We start from the raw sequence: 13,626 nt of genomic DNA, 5'->3' as shown, positions 1-13,626 counted from the left end.
TTTACTTCCTGTCAAGGGCCAGGGTGGCGGGGTTCGCCGCCTCAGCCGCTGAATCCATGGAATCGTTGTGCGTGGTGCGCGCGACTTCCTTCGCGGTGGTCACGCTCAACACTTCTTCAACCGTGGTTACGCCGAGTCGCACCAGGCGCCAGCCGTCTTCAGCCAGGGTTTTCATTCCCAGCTTTCGGGCTGCCTCGCGAATCTGGTCCGTCGACCCACTTTGCAGCACCATCTGCCGAATGGCGTTGTCGATATCCATCCATTCGAAAATGGCGTGGCGGCCGAAGAACCCCGTGTTGCGGCATTCGCGGCATCCGACAGACCGGTAAATGGTCGTGTCTTCAGGAATTCCCAGCTGCGCCTTCAGTGCGCGCGATGTTGCTGACGTGTCGGGCTGCTTGCAGTGGCGGCACAAAACGCGCACCAGGCGCTGCGCCAGCACGGCTTCCAGCGAGGATGCGACAAGATAAGGTTCGACACCCATGTCGACGAGGCGCGTCACAGCTCCCGGAGCGTCATTGGTATGCAGCGTGGAGAACACAAGATGGCCCGTCAGCGACGCCTGCACTGCAATCTGTGCGGTTTCCTGGTCTCGGATTTCACCCACCAGAATGACGTCGGGATCGTGCCGCAGAATGGATCGCAATCCGCGCGCAAAGGTCAGCCCCGCCTTTTCGGAAACCTGGATCTGGTTCACGCCCTTCAGTTGGTATTCCACGGGATCTTCGATCGTGATGATCTTGCGATCGGCGTCGTTGATCTCGTTCAGCGCCGTGTAAAGCGTCGACGTCTTGCCGCTGCCGGTTGGGCCTGTGACCAGGATGATCCCGTGCGGCAACTGAAGAACGTGCTGGAACGAGTCGAGTTCCCGCTTGTCCATGCCGATTTCCTTCAAACCCCGCAGCGTGGAGTTCTGACGCAACAAGCGCATGACGACAGCCTCGCCGTGCAACATCGGGATCACGGACACGCGAATATCCACCTCCGCGTCTTCCACGCGAATCTTGATGCGGCCGTCCTGCGGCAGCCGCTTTTCGGCGATATTGAGATGACTGAGAATTTTGACGCGCGACACGATGGCCGGCTGGAATCGCTTCAATTGGGCGGGAACGGGAACTTCCTGGAGGACGCCGTCGATACGGTAACGAATGCGAAATTCATCTTCAAACGGCTCGAGGTGAATGTCTGACGCGCGCAACTCGATCGCATCCTTCAGCACTTGGTTGACGAACCGAATGATCGAAGCATCCTCGGCGGCGTTGTCGAGATCAGTTTCGTCGGCGCCTTCATCGACAACCTCAAATCCCTTCTCTTCGCCCAGTGTGCCGATGGTGTCAGCGCCCACACCCAGGCGCTTCTTCATTTCGCGCTGAATGACTTCGCTCGATGCGAGCACGGGTTTCAGGTTGAGGCCGGTAAGCGACTTCAACGCATCCAAGCCCTGCGTGGCGAACAACCGGCTGGTGGCGATGTGAACCGTGCCATCGATGCGCTGGAGCGGCAGCAGCTCCTCTTTGAGAAGAATTCGAGCGGGGAAAAGTGAGAGCAATTGCCGGTCGGGTTCCACGTCATCGAGAGTCGTGAAATCCAGTCCGTATTCCGCTGCCAGCCAGCGCAGGACATCCTCTTCGGTTTTGAGGGTCGCTCCCTGGCTTTGCCCGGCCAGCAACTCTGCGTCGCTGGACGATAGTTGTCGTGCTGCGACCATGCGATCGAGCAAGGCATTCAAGGCGGGTTCCTGATTGGCAACGGGGCTCATTTAAATGGGATGCGGCGGCCCGGAAGCCGCCGCAAAACTTCAGAGTGGTGATTGATGCACGAACGGATCAATCCAGCAATCCCTGGCTCACGGCAACGGCTTCCTGTTTCACCGAGAGGATCTGCTTGAGATCAGCCTGGGCTTTCTCCAGTGCAGCTTCGCGGCTTTTGCGGGCGTCGCGATATTTTTGGAGCGCTGCCTTCAATTGTTCGGTGGGCGCATTGTTGTCGATGGCATTGCGCAGGGCTTCGGCCTCTGGACTGGGTTGGAAATTCCCGCGTCCGCCGCCAAATCCGCCGCCGCCGCCACCACCGCCGCGGCCGCCGCCGCGAATCCGCATCGCGCCGACGCTCAACTGCGCTTCCCAAACCTTTTGGGCGCGTTCCTGGATCACCTTCCATTCGCCGTCATCGCTTGCACCCATGCTTTCGCGCAGGCGTTCGAGCCGGCGTTGCTGGAACTCGGCGGGATCAAAGTTGCCGCCTCCGAATCCACCACCACCACCACCGTTTCCTCCGCCCTGGCGCTGGCGATTTCCCTGATTGCCGCCTTCATTCTGCGCGATCGCGCCGGTCGTCGCGATGGTCAGGGCCATCGCGGCGATTGATAAAGCTTTGCTCAGTTTCATTATTGCCACTCCTGTGTTCTATGTGTTCTGGGTTTTGGTTTTCGCCGGAACATCGCGCCGGCGAGCCTGGTCTTCAATGCAGCCGTCGTGCCAATCGGCATTTTGGGCCTTTTCGCCCTCGGAAACGGAGGGATCGCGCAACGCCTGCTCAGTTTCAGTATCCTGCAGCGCAGAAATTGCGCGGCCGGGGCGCGGCAGGGCTCAGCGGGATCGGCGGTTAGTGTGTTCCTGGATCGTGTCGAGAACGCGCTCGGGATGCACGTCCTGCTCGAGTTCGTTTAATTCAGGGTTGGCCGCCTCTTTGACTCCCAATCGATCCGCGACAGCCCGCAACAGGGTAATCATGCGGGTGATTTCATGCTCCGAAAGCAAACTCACCTGCAGGTCCAGGTCGGCGCGGCGGTCCGCCATCTCGGCCATGCGATTCTGGGTGATCAACACAAAGGTCGAAAGGAAGATGGCCTCAACGGACGCCACCATCGCCAAGGCCACAAATGTTGGATCGAAGCGCGGGATGAACGGTATCCATCCTAGGTTCACGAATATCCAAAGGCCGAAAACCACAAGGTGGATGTAAACGAACTTCATGCTGCCGGCGAATTGCGTGATGCAGTCCGCGCAGCGCGATTCCAGGGAACGCGATTTCTCTTCGACTTTTCTGTGGTCGAGCAACGCGCGAATATTGCGTTCGACAACCCGCATGGTCTGCAGATTGTCGCCACGCAGTCGGCGCGCCTCTGAAGTTCCTCGAGTTTCCTGCAAGGATCACTCCGATTCTTTTTCCGAAGGCCCGCGTTCGTCGCCTGAATGCCGGGGCACGGCTGCCCTGGGTGCCAGGTGAGCGCGCTGAACGCGACCTTCACGTTCGAGTATTTCCTCAGCTTCCAATGAAAAGCGGGTCCAGGGAATTGCCTCGAGCCTCGCTTCGTCGATCGGTTTCCCAGTCAACTCGCAAATGCCGTAGGTGCGCTCCCGGATGCGATCAATGGCTTCATCGATCTCATATAACGCCTCCTGTTCCGACGAGGCGCGGCTTAGCGCAAAGTCGCGATCAAAGCTGTCTGTGGCGGCGTCCGCCATATGGAGGCTGAAGCTGCTCTGATCTTCCTTCGCGTCTTTCACGAGGTCGTCCTGCCGCGACGTCAGGTAGGCGCGAACCTGCAAAAGCCGCTGGTAATGGCGTTTCCACCTGGCCGGGATTGGTCTGTCCTCGGGCGGACCGCTACCGAGGATATCCGCCGTTGCGGCGCGCTTCCGGCGCGGGGCGCGCTTTCGAACGGTTTGTTTCGTCAGTTTCGTTCGCATAGAGAAGACTGGCACAGGTGTGCCCCAAAGCAATGATGCCGCTCTTGGGGCGATTTCCCCGGGGTGTTCACCCGCAGTAGTTCTTTCGTGCGTTTTACTTCTTTTTCCCCATGGCCGCAAAATCCGCCAGCGATAGATTGATGGCGTTACGAAGAGGTCTATATGGGGTGGGGAAGATCGGCTTGGGAAAAGGGGGAAGCCGGTTGAGCGTAGGGACTGTTCCGGGAGTGACTGCCGGAACAGTCCCAGCTCAAACTAGAACGGAAACAAAGACCATGAAAACCTTCGCACTTATCACTGCAGTGCTTCTCTCCCTTACCGGTTGCTCCACATTCCAGGGCGGCGCAGATGCCCCCGCAGAGACACACGATTCCATTCGCGTGCACGGAACGACTGGGTTGGGTGTCGGAAGCGACACCGCCACGCAGACAGGAATTGATTCGGGCACCAAGAGTGGCAGCGGATTGCGTTAGCGCTCAGCGCTCAACGCAGCAACGCTGACGCGGTCCACAGCATCGGAGCCTGCCCGTGCAGATCTCCAGTGCGCCGCCCCCGTTCGAGATAAAACTTGAGCTGGGCGTCCTTATCTTCACCCACCACCTTGAAAGCCTTGTCTGTCCCGATGCAGACGTCTTTTACATTCGCGTTTTCATCGAGCCGATCCACCAGCGCCAGCCACGCTCTCCGAGCCGCGGGGCCGTAAGTGTTCTCATCCAGGAAACCGCGTTTGACGCCCGTCACCATTGCAAACGCGAACATGCCCGTGCCCGATGTCTCCAGCCACGATTCCTCGCGATCGATGATTTGGCGCCACAAGCCTTCCTTGCTTTGATACTTGAGCAGGGACGCCATCATGGTGCGGAATCCCTGCACGATGCGGGCGTGCCGGGGATGGCTTGAAGGCAGCTCGCTCAGCAATTCGGCCATTCCGGCCGCGTACCAGCCATTTCCGCGAGCCCAATAGAATGGAGAATCTTCAGCATGGAAGAACAGCCCGTTGGGTTGCTGGAGTTTATCGAGATACGTCGCCGCTGTCAGCGCAGCGCGATCCAGATACACGGGATCCTTTGTCGCCCGATACGCCTGAACCTGCACCGCGGAGATCATGTAAATGTCATCGACCCAATACCGCGCCTCAGCCGTGACCCCGTCGGGCGTGGGGTTCTCCCACTGCTTGTCAGCGAGGGGTTTGCCAATGTTCAGGTATTTTTTGTCCCCGGTCTGAAGGTAAAGTTCCAGCGGGACCGCGCCGAAAACTCGATAATCAACATGCGCACTTGGGGAGATGCGATTTGCGTCCTCATTGAGGAAGCGATCGAATTTCCGGATGAAGGTTTGACGCAACTCATCGGCGCCGCTGAGCTTGGTGGTTGTCAAGGAACCGTACCACGCGCACACCTCGGGATAGATGACATACTGGCGGCGTGGATTGGTCTCGAAATCAAATTTTCGGGCGGCGAAATTCTCGGCGATACGCCTGCCAACTTCGGCCGGCGCGGCTCCAGCGGGCCACTGCTGAAATGCTTCCGGCTTCCCGGTTCCTGTGGCACAGCCGAGGCCTGTGAGGACGCAGAGAAGTGTTGATCCGATCGCCAGCCCGGCACGGCGTGTTGTTTTCATGATTCGCTCGCGTTGATGTGGAAATGTCGCGCCGGAGAGTCGCGATTTTGTCGCGCATTTCCAGGCAGCGGGTGCGGGAACAATAACGGCCGGGACTTTTCTGTCTATGGAAAATCCCCTAGTCAGCACTCGCCATTTTTGGGGATGATTGTCGAGCCGATTTGCTGACACCTTTTGCCCGCACCCGGCGTCACGCTGTTCAGCCCCGCTTCAAAAATTTATGCGACTTCGTTTCGTTTCCATCGCTTGTTGTTTGCTGGTCCCTGTTGTCAACGCTGCGGAAGAGCCGCCCCGCGAATGGATCGATCGAGACACCGGGCACCGGGTGGTGCGGCTGTCCACTGAACCGGGAAGCGAAAGCCTTTATTTTCATCAGAACGCGTTCACCGCGAGCGGCGACAAGATGGTGATGACCACGCCTGGCGGAATTTCCACCGTTAACCTGCAGAACCGGGAAATCGCGTTGGTGGTGCCTGACACAAGGTTTTCGACGAACCAGAGCGGCATCATTGTGGGCCGCAAGACCCGCCAGGTGTTTTATGTAAAACGGGAAGGTGATGCCGCAACGGTATACTGCACGCACCTTGATACGAAAATCACCCGCCGGGTTGGCAATGTGCCGGGAACCGGCCGCGGCTCCATGCTGGCCATCAATGCAGATGAGACATTGCTGGCGGGGAGCTTCGTCGAACGCCCGCCGCAATCGGATGCCGAACGGGACGCGATGTTCCGCCGCCCGGACGAAGGCAAGGGGACATGGATGCTGCGCCGCCTGCGCGCGCGTTTGCCGATGCAGATGTTTGTAATGAATGTGAGTGATGGCGCAAGCCGAACATTCCATTCTTCAACCGACTGGTTGAACCACGTTCAAATGTCACCGATGGATCCGCAATTGATCCTGTTCTGCCATGAAGGGCCATGGCACCTGCTTGACCGGCTTTGGACCATCCGGGCGGATGGCACGGGCTTGAAAGCCATTCACCCGCGCACCATGCAGATGGAGATTGCGGGGCATGAATTCTTCAGTGCCGATGGTAAAACCATCTGGTACGACCTGCAAACGCCGAGAGGCCAGGTGTTTTGGCTGGCGGGTTATGAAATCGAGACGGGCGCGCGGACATGGTATCAGTTGCAGCGCGATGAATGGTCAGTGCACTACAACATTTCACCTGATGGAAAACTGTTCGCGGGTGACGGCGGACACGAAGGATCAGTTGCGAAGGCGCAGGACGGAAAATGGATTTACCTGTTTCGCCCGGAAATGACGGCCATTCCCAATGGCCCATTAAGCGAAGATCGGAAGCTGATCCAAACCGGCGTGTTCCGATCCGAGCGGTTGGTAAACATGAAAAATCACAATTACGCGCTGGAACCGAACGTGCAGTTCACGCCGGACGGAAAGTGGATTGCTTTTCGCGCGAACCTGTTCGGCGCATCGCACTCATTCATCGTCGAAGTGGCGAAAGCCGGGCGCTGATCAATACGGGTTTGTGGCAAGTCGTTTCAGCGGGCGCTAAGAACCACGTAGTTCTTGCGGCCTTTGCGCAGCAGGACGTGCTTGCCGAACAGAAGGTCGTTCGACGTGACGGCGCGCTGGAAATTCGTTTCGCGCACGTTGTTGATGTTCACGCCGCCGCCTTCGATATCCTTGCGGGCCTGACCTTTTGAGCCGCACAGGCCGGAAACTACAAGCAGTTCGACCAGCGGGAGCCCCGCGCCATCGAGCTTGTTCTTTTCCAGATCCCGTGTGGGAACTTCGCCAACGATTTCGTTGAACGTGTTTTCCGTGACCCCGTCGAGATTTCCGCCGAAGAGGATCTCGCTCGCCCGCACAGCTTCCGCGGTTGCGGACTCGCCGTGGATGAGGTTGGTTGCGGCCTTGGCAAGGGCCTTGTGAGCTTCGCGTGTCCCGGGATTCTGCGCATGCTTCGCCTCAAGGTCCGCGATTTCCTCCTGCGGCAGGAATGTGAAAAACTTCAGATAACGCACCACGTCGCGATCGTCTGCGTTGATCCAGAACTGGTAAAACCGGTAGACGCTGGTCTTGTTTCGATTCAGCCAGATCGCGCCGGATTCAGTCTTGCCGAATTTCGTGCCGTCGGCCTTCGTGATCAGCGGCAGCGTCAGGCCATATCCCTGTCGGCCGAGCTTTTTGCGAACGAGATCAATCCCTGCGGTGATGTTTCCCCATTGATCGCTGCCGCCGATTTGCAGTTCGCAATTGTGGTCGCGGCAAAGCACATAAAAATCGAATGCCTGCAGGAGCATGTAGCTGAATTCCGTGTAGCTGATGCCGGTTTCCCGATCCTCCATGCGTGCGCGCACGCTTTCCTTCCCCACCATCTGGTTTACGGAGAAGTGTTTTCCAATGTCGCGAAGAAAGTCCAGGTAGCTCATCCCCGCGGTCCAGTCTGCATTATCAACGAGTTTCGCAGGGTTGACCGTGGTTTCGAAATCGAGGAGGCGAGCGAGTTGCGGGCGGACAGATTCCACGTTCGCACGAATCTGTTCCTTCGTGAGGAGCTGGCGCTCGGCGGATTTGCCACTGGGATCGCCGATGCTTCCCGTCGCGCCGCCTGCCACTGCGATGGGAAAGTGGCCTGCATTCTGAAAACGTCGCAACCCGAGCAGCGGCACCAGATGGCCGACGTGCAGGCTGTCGGCGGTGGGATCGAAGCCGCAGTAGAGGGTGACAGGCGCCGAGGTCTTCTTTGCCAACTCGGCGGCATCTGTGCAATCCGCCACCAGCCCGCGCCATTGCAATTCTTCAAGAATGCTCATGAGAGCGCCCAGCCTAAGCACGGCAGTGGCCGTTGCCAATCCCGGAGCCCGTCCGTCCCAAGCAGGTTTTTGGCGTGATTCGCCGGTCGCCGTGGCTTGAGAAGGACAAGATCGGTGTAGCGAAGGCCAAAAAGTTTCACAACGGAACCGCCGATAACGTCCGATAACGGCTGGTGCGCCGACCGTGCGTCGCCACCGTAACCTTATGGATCCAAAGCGAATCGTCCTGAAACTCTGCGTCGCGTTTATCGGGCTGATGCTTGTGCTGGTGGCGGTCGGGTGGCTGGGTCTTGCCCGAATGAGCGGCATGCGGCATGAGCTGAACAAGATTGTTTCCCAACGCTGGGAGCATGCTGAATTGTCAATTGACGCCCTGCAGCTTTCGTCCGCAAACAACCGCATCACGCTCACCATCCTTCTAATCGACGATTCAGCGCAAATCGAAGCTCTGCTCAAGCAAAGGGAATCAAACAGCGCACGCATCTCCGCTCTTCTGTCGCGTGCCACTGAAACCGCTGAAACGGCTGCGGAACAACAACTACTTGATGCGGTTGAAAAACGGCGGGCCGCCTACGTGGCGGCATACCGGGAGGCCACGCGAATAATGATGGAGGGAGGTCGCAACGAGGAAGCGCGAGGCAGAATGATTTCACAGGTACTGCCGCTCTTGAATGATTACCACGCTGCGTGGGAAGCCTTCCGTGCCTTTCAGGGAAGCGAGGTCATGGCGATCACGGACGAAATTGAAGGCCAGTTTATCACGGTCCGCGGCCAGTTGATCTCCCTTGTCGCGATCGGCACCAGCCTGGCCGCCGCGATCGCGGCATTTGTCAGCCGCGGGCTGCTTCGCGAGATTGAAGCGCGGGGCAGGTTGACGGCGCTCGAAAACACCCGCGAAGAACTGGAACGCCATGTCGCGGAACGCACCTCGGACCTCAAGCGGGCCAACGAAGAACTCCGGGCTTCAGCACTGGAACTTTCCGCTGCCCACGAACGACTGCGTGGCAGCGAAGCCCGATTCCGCACGCTCAGCGATTCAGCGCCCGTTGGCGTGTTTCTCACCGACGGAAAGGGAACAATCCTTTACAGCAATCCCTATTGCCGCCGCTTCACGGGCAGCGAGTCGGAATCGGCCACCGCAAGTCTCTGGATGCAAAGCATCCACCCGAATGACCGAGCGCGGGTTCAGGAAACCATAGCGCGCAGTTGCCGCGAGGGCTCTGACTTCGAATGTGAATATCGTTTTGTCGGCTCGGACGGACAAATACGATGGGTGCATTCCCGCGCGGCAGTGCTGCGTTCAGCAGATGGGAATGTGACGGGAAGGGTTGGAACGGCGCTGGACGTCACCGATCGCAAGCAGGCAGAGGGTGAGTTGGAGCGTGTTCACAAGGAATTGCTCAAAGCATCGCGCGAGGCTGGAATCGCCGAGGTCGCAACAGGGGTTCTGCACAATGTGAAGAACGTCATCAACAGCATGAACGTGTCGGCGGCCTTGATCGAAAGCGAAGTGAATCAATTACCCGGCACTGGCCTCGCGAAAGCAGCCGCGCTCCTGACCGAGCATTCAGGCGATCTTTCCGCGTATTTGACGAACGATCCAAAAGGCAAGCTGTTGCCGGGATACCTGGATCAGCTCGCCCGCAGCCTCACCGCGCAACGCGCTGCGATTCTCCTGGAATTGAAGCAATTTCGCGGGAGCGTGGATCACATCAAAGAGATCGTTTGCATGCAGCAAACCTATGCCAGTCCGGGGAGCATGATCGAACAGATGGATCCATTGGCAATTTTGGAGGATTCGCTCCGGTTCCACCTGGGGTCCCTGTCCCGTCACGGCATTGAAGTTGTCCGGGATTACAGCCCCGACCTGCCGAAGGTCTGGGTCGAGAAAAACAAGGTTCTGCAGATTCTCGTAAACTTCGTTCGGAATGCGAAACACGCATTGAGAGCGGTGGAGCGCACGGGCAAGAAGCTCGTGGTGCGCGCCGTCTCGTCGAACGGCTTCGTGGCTCTCTCCGTCACGGATAACGGAGTCGGAATCGATGCCGAGCATTTCAAGCGCCTTTTTGAATACGGATTCACGACCAAGAAGGACGGCCACGGTTTTGGATTGCACAGTTCGGCGCTGGCTGCGCGTGAACTCGGCGGGGACGTGGCGGCGCATAGCGATGGCCTCGGTCAGGGGGCGTGCTTCACCCTGCGCATCCCAATTTCACGGAAAAGCAATCCGCCGACTCCGTTGAGCGATCCCACTGCGGCATCCGTGGCCGGCAACAAACCAGTTTGATCGCGTTCCGACGCGACGAACTACTTGGCGCCTGTTCCTGCGATAACGACGGGCACCGTCCGGAAGAGAATGCGGAGGTCGAGCCAGATCGACCAGTTGTCGATGTACTCAAGGTCGAGCCGCACCCAGTCGTTGAAGTCGGTCACCTGGTTGCGGCCGCTGATCTGCCACAGGCACGTCAGGCCCGGCTTGACGCTCAGGCGGCGCCGATGCGCGAAGTCGTTGAAGCGCTTTACTTCATCAACCGGCAGCGGACGCGGCCCAACAAGGCTCATTTCGCCGCGGATGATATTAAACAACTGCGGGAGTTCATCGATGCTGAACTTGCGAAGGATGCGTCCAACCGGCGTGATGCGAGGGTCGTGCGTCATCTTAAAGACGGGCCCAGACATCTCATTCATCGCCGCGAGCTCATGCTTGCGCTGTTCGGCGTCCGTCACCATGGTCCGAAATTTGTAGATTGTGAACGGCCGGCCGTTCAGTCCTGACCGTTGCTGCCGGAAAAGGATTGGACCGGGAGACGTCAGCCGTATCGCGAGCGCGACTGCGGCCAGAAGCCACGACGTCAACAGAAGCAAAATGACCGCGCCAAAAAAGTCGATGAGCTGCTTGGAAACGCTCTGCCACGAGGCTTCCGGCGTTGTGCGAAACACCATGATCGGGCGCCCGAAAAAGTCGTCGAATGTTGTCCGCGAAATTTGTGTTTTGAAGAAGTCCGCGACAAGCCATGCCTCCACTCCTTCCAGTTCGCAGGCCCGAATGGCGGCCTCGATCTGTTCGAAGTACGAATGTTTTGCGTTGATGATCACGCCATTCACGGAATGCTCGTGCAGCAGGCCGGACAACTTTTCGATGGGGGTATCGTTGAGGTTCAGCTCCGCCAGTACTGCGATGTCTTCTGCGGCCTTGCCGCGCAGTTCCTGACGCATCTTGGCGGTTTCATCTTCGGTGCCGACCAGAACGAAATAGCGTTTCCGCTGCGCCCTGGCGATCTGGCTGTAATAAACCACGCGCAGAATCTCCTCTTTCAGGATCATGAGCACAAAACACGTGATGCCGAACCAGACGGCGGCGATTCGTGAAAACGCTGCTTTGCCGAGGAACAGCAGGAGAATCAGCCCGATACCCATGATGATGCAGCTCTTGAAAAGCGACCACATCGTCTGCAGCCGGGAACACGCGATCGGCCGGTCATAGAAACCCTGCGCTTCAAGCACAAGAGGTGCAGCGGGAATGATCACGACCAGAAGCCATGCGAAATCCTTAAATGCGGGAATGCTAACCAACTGGAACTGCTCCACCACGAGTGGATGCGCGCGGACGTGGTAGGTGATCCAGAAGCTGAACGCAAAGATGCATGCGTCCACCAGTTGGTGAACCTGCATTCGCACCTGTCGATCGCGTCTCAGCATATCAGTGGCTCAAAGTCGTGATCAGATGTAACAAAAAGGCGCGATGGGGATCAATGGCTGCCGCTTCAATCGCGTGCTGCCAGGGCGCTGCCTTGCGATGCCAGGGGAACCTGGAACTGCGGCACCGACGCCACGATCAATTCCTTCATCCGATCAAAAACGAGATCCTCCTGGCCGGGATGGCAAAACGCCTGATAGCTGACATAGGCCCAGCGCTGGAGCACGCGCCGCGTGAGCAGGTCGCGATAGAACCAGAGAATTCGTTGTGTGTTGTCGACAGTTTGCTCGCCGTCAGCCACGAACCAAAAAGAGTAAACCCCGTACACTTCACGCTTCTGGCCATCGGAACCGGGCAGCGATCCCTTGATCGTCCATTTAGCAATGGGCATCTCGTAAGGCACTGGCCCCGGAATGGTCACCATGACAGTTTCCTTTTTAACCGTCTGAAATCCCTGGCCAGCCAGGCAATAATCTGCCTTGTGGATGCTGGACCGGTCGGTGCCCTGAAGAATGATGTTCGCGGTCACCGCAAATCCATCCTCCGCCCAGTAAACTCGTTGTGCGTAGCTGGTGTCCTTGGGCAGATATCCAAGAACGACCTCGCTCTGGGGAAGATTTGAAGACGTGAAGCCTGGAAGATCGGAAGGAAACGCGATTTCCATGATGACTGGATGGTCAGTCGGTTTTGCGACAACTCCAGGTGTTCCGAGCCGTTGTTGTGTCTTGAGCCAGTTAAGGCTGAAGCCCGCCGTTGCGATCAATCCAACAACCAAAATGCCAACAACGATTTTTCCAGTCTTCATGGCCGTTCTGCTTTCTTTCGCTCGTGCTTTTCCAGCCAGCCTCCAACCCAGAGCAGTCCAAGGATCGCCGGGATGTACGGAACGAGGCTGAACAGCGCATCATCATGCACGTAATCGCCGCCCTTCTGCCCAAAAATCGCCGCAGCGAGGATGATGAACAACATGCGAACGAGGTTGCCAATGACAGCAAACGGGAACGCCAATCCCATCATCAGGAGCCGCTTCCAGAGCGCCTTGAAGTTCAGGAATCCATACGCGGTCGCCAGCAGGAAAATGCTGAACAGACTGCGAATGCCGCTGCACGCCGCCGCGACCTCGTATTGATATTGCCCGGCGGGGTCAAAGAGCAGGGCGCCGCGGCGAATCACTCCGATGCCGAAAATGTTGTGTGACACGAGTTCCACCAGCCAGCAGACCAGCAACTGGAGCCGCGTCGTGATGATGTCCGCGTGATTGCCCAGCGGAATCGAAAACACAAACAGAAAGAACGGGAAGAAACTCTTCAACATCCAGCGCCAGCCCCACGCAAGGCCAGTCAGCCCGTAGATTCCAGTAAACAGCGCAATAATCGAGACGCGCGGTTCCTGGATGATGAAACCGACGATGTGTATGAGGACGGCGAAAGCCAGGATGAAAATGGCGGGCCACCAGATCCGCGGACCCGTGGCGAGCAGTTCCTTGCGCTTCCAATACATGATCCCCAGCACCAAAAACGGGATCAGGTTGCCAATCTTGTCATCGGCCGCCGTGTTGGGAGAGTTGTAAGCCTCCAGCATCCATGCAAACAACGATGAACTGTGGATGTATCCGAGCACGGAACTCCCGCGAAACTGGAACAAGGCAAGCCACGCCCCGAGGATCAAAAAGAAGAAGGCCTTGTTCGGCAGCTGCCGCCAGAAGATCACCAACTCGTTCTGGAACTCATCGAGAATGCCGACATTCGATTTCTCAAGAGATGGTTCGGCGGCAATGGGATGCCCTGCGGGGGCAGATATTACCGGGCTGAGGGTGGTCGGCTGTTCCATGCGATA

At 58.0% G+C, this 13,626-nt stretch carries 12 protein-coding genes; 3 read left to right on the top strand and 9 right to left on the bottom strand.

The window, feature by feature from the left end; genetic code table 11:
• Nucleotide 1: 1 nt before the first annotated feature.
• From VEH04_08425 to VEH04_08410, 4 genes are all read right to left on the bottom strand, one after another.
• The gene (locus VEH04_08425; GenBank protein HYG22792.1) at nt 2-1,759 is read right to left on the bottom strand and encodes a GspE/PulE family protein; all 1,758 of its coding nucleotides are present in this window, start codon (nt 1,757-1,759) and stop codon (nt 2-4) included.
• A gap of 67 nt (nt 1,760-1,826) precedes the next feature.
• Nucleotides 1,827-2,387 (bottom strand): hypothetical protein, encoded by a 561-nt coding sequence (locus VEH04_08420; protein HYG22791.1) that lies wholly within the window; start codon nt 2,385-2,387, stop codon nt 1,827-1,829.
• Nucleotides 2,388-2,588: 201 nt separating this feature from the next.
• Nucleotides 2,589-3,089 carry a DUF1003 domain-containing protein gene (locus VEH04_08415; GenBank protein ID HYG22790.1) on the bottom strand — a complete coding sequence of 167 codons (501 nt, stop codon included), beginning with the start codon at nt 3,087-3,089 and terminating at the stop codon, nt 2,589-2,591.
• Nucleotides 3,090-3,152: 63 nt separating this feature from the next.
• On the bottom strand, nt 3,153-3,692 hold the full coding sequence (locus VEH04_08410) for a TraR/DksA C4-type zinc finger protein (GenBank protein HYG22789.1): 540 nt from the start codon (nt 3,690-3,692) through the stop codon (nt 3,153-3,155).
• 275 nt (nt 3,693-3,967) lie between these two features.
• Between VEH04_08410 and VEH04_08405 the strand changes: the two genes are divergently transcribed.
• The gene (locus VEH04_08405) at nt 3,968-4,165 is read left to right on the top strand and encodes a hypothetical protein (protein HYG22788.1); all 198 of its coding nucleotides are present in this window, start codon (nt 3,968-3,970) and stop codon (nt 4,163-4,165) included.
• Between the two features lie 10 nt (nt 4,166-4,175).
• On the opposite strand, the gene VEH04_08400 is transcribed toward VEH04_08405, so the two are convergent.
• Nucleotides 4,176-5,312 carry a glycoside hydrolase family 88 protein gene (locus VEH04_08400; GenBank protein ID HYG22787.1) on the bottom strand — a complete coding sequence of 379 codons (1,137 nt, stop codon included), beginning with the start codon at nt 5,310-5,312 and terminating at the stop codon, nt 4,176-4,178.
• A 220-nt stretch (nt 5,313-5,532) separates the two neighbouring features.
• On the opposite strand from VEH04_08400, the gene VEH04_08395 reads away from it, so the two are divergent.
• A complete protein-coding gene (locus VEH04_08395) occupies nt 5,533-6,789 on the top strand; it encodes an oligogalacturonate lyase family protein (GenBank protein HYG22786.1) in 1,257 nt (418 codons plus the stop codon).
• A 26-nt stretch (nt 6,790-6,815) separates the two neighbouring features.
• Here the strand turns inward: VEH04_08395 and tyrS are convergent, their stop codons facing one another.
• Nucleotides 6,816-8,093 (bottom strand): tyrosine--tRNA ligase, encoded by a 1,278-nt coding sequence (gene tyrS / locus VEH04_08390; GenBank protein HYG22785.1) that lies wholly within the window; start codon nt 8,091-8,093, stop codon nt 6,816-6,818.
• Nucleotides 8,094-8,298: 205 nt separating this feature from the next.
• Between tyrS and VEH04_08385 the strand changes: the two genes are divergently transcribed.
• Nucleotides 8,299-10,380 (top strand): PAS domain S-box protein, encoded by a 2,082-nt coding sequence (locus VEH04_08385; GenBank protein HYG22784.1) that lies wholly within the window; start codon nt 8,299-8,301, stop codon nt 10,378-10,380.
• Between the two features lie 20 nt (nt 10,381-10,400).
• Here the strand turns inward: VEH04_08385 and VEH04_08380 are convergent, their stop codons facing one another.
• From VEH04_08380 to VEH04_08370, 3 genes are all read right to left on the bottom strand, one after another.
• Nucleotides 10,401-11,792, bottom strand: a complete 1,392-nt coding sequence (locus VEH04_08380) for a sugar transferase (protein ID HYG22783.1) — start codon at nt 11,790-11,792, stop codon at nt 10,401-10,403.
• Nucleotides 11,793-11,857: 65 nt separating this feature from the next.
• The gene (locus tag VEH04_08375) at nt 11,858-12,595 is read right to left on the bottom strand and encodes a hypothetical protein (protein ID HYG22782.1); all 738 of its coding nucleotides are present in this window, start codon (nt 12,593-12,595) and stop codon (nt 11,858-11,860) included.
• Nucleotides 12,592-13,620 carry an exosortase/archaeosortase family protein gene (locus VEH04_08370; GenBank protein ID HYG22781.1) on the bottom strand — a complete coding sequence of 343 codons (1,029 nt, stop codon included), beginning with the start codon at nt 13,618-13,620 and terminating at the stop codon, nt 12,592-12,594. Before VEH04_08370 ends, VEH04_08375 begins: the two co-directional genes overlap by 4 nt.
• Nucleotides 13,621-13,626 lie beyond the last annotated feature (6 nt).

The sequence above is a fragment of the Verrucomicrobiia bacterium genome (genome assembly GCA_035629175.1).
Lineage (GTDB): Bacteria > Verrucomicrobiota > Verrucomicrobiia > Limisphaerales > DASXHY01 > DASXHY01.
The sequence above is the reverse complement of the archived record's forward strand: the minus strand, read 5'-3'. Positions and strand labels throughout refer to the sequence as shown.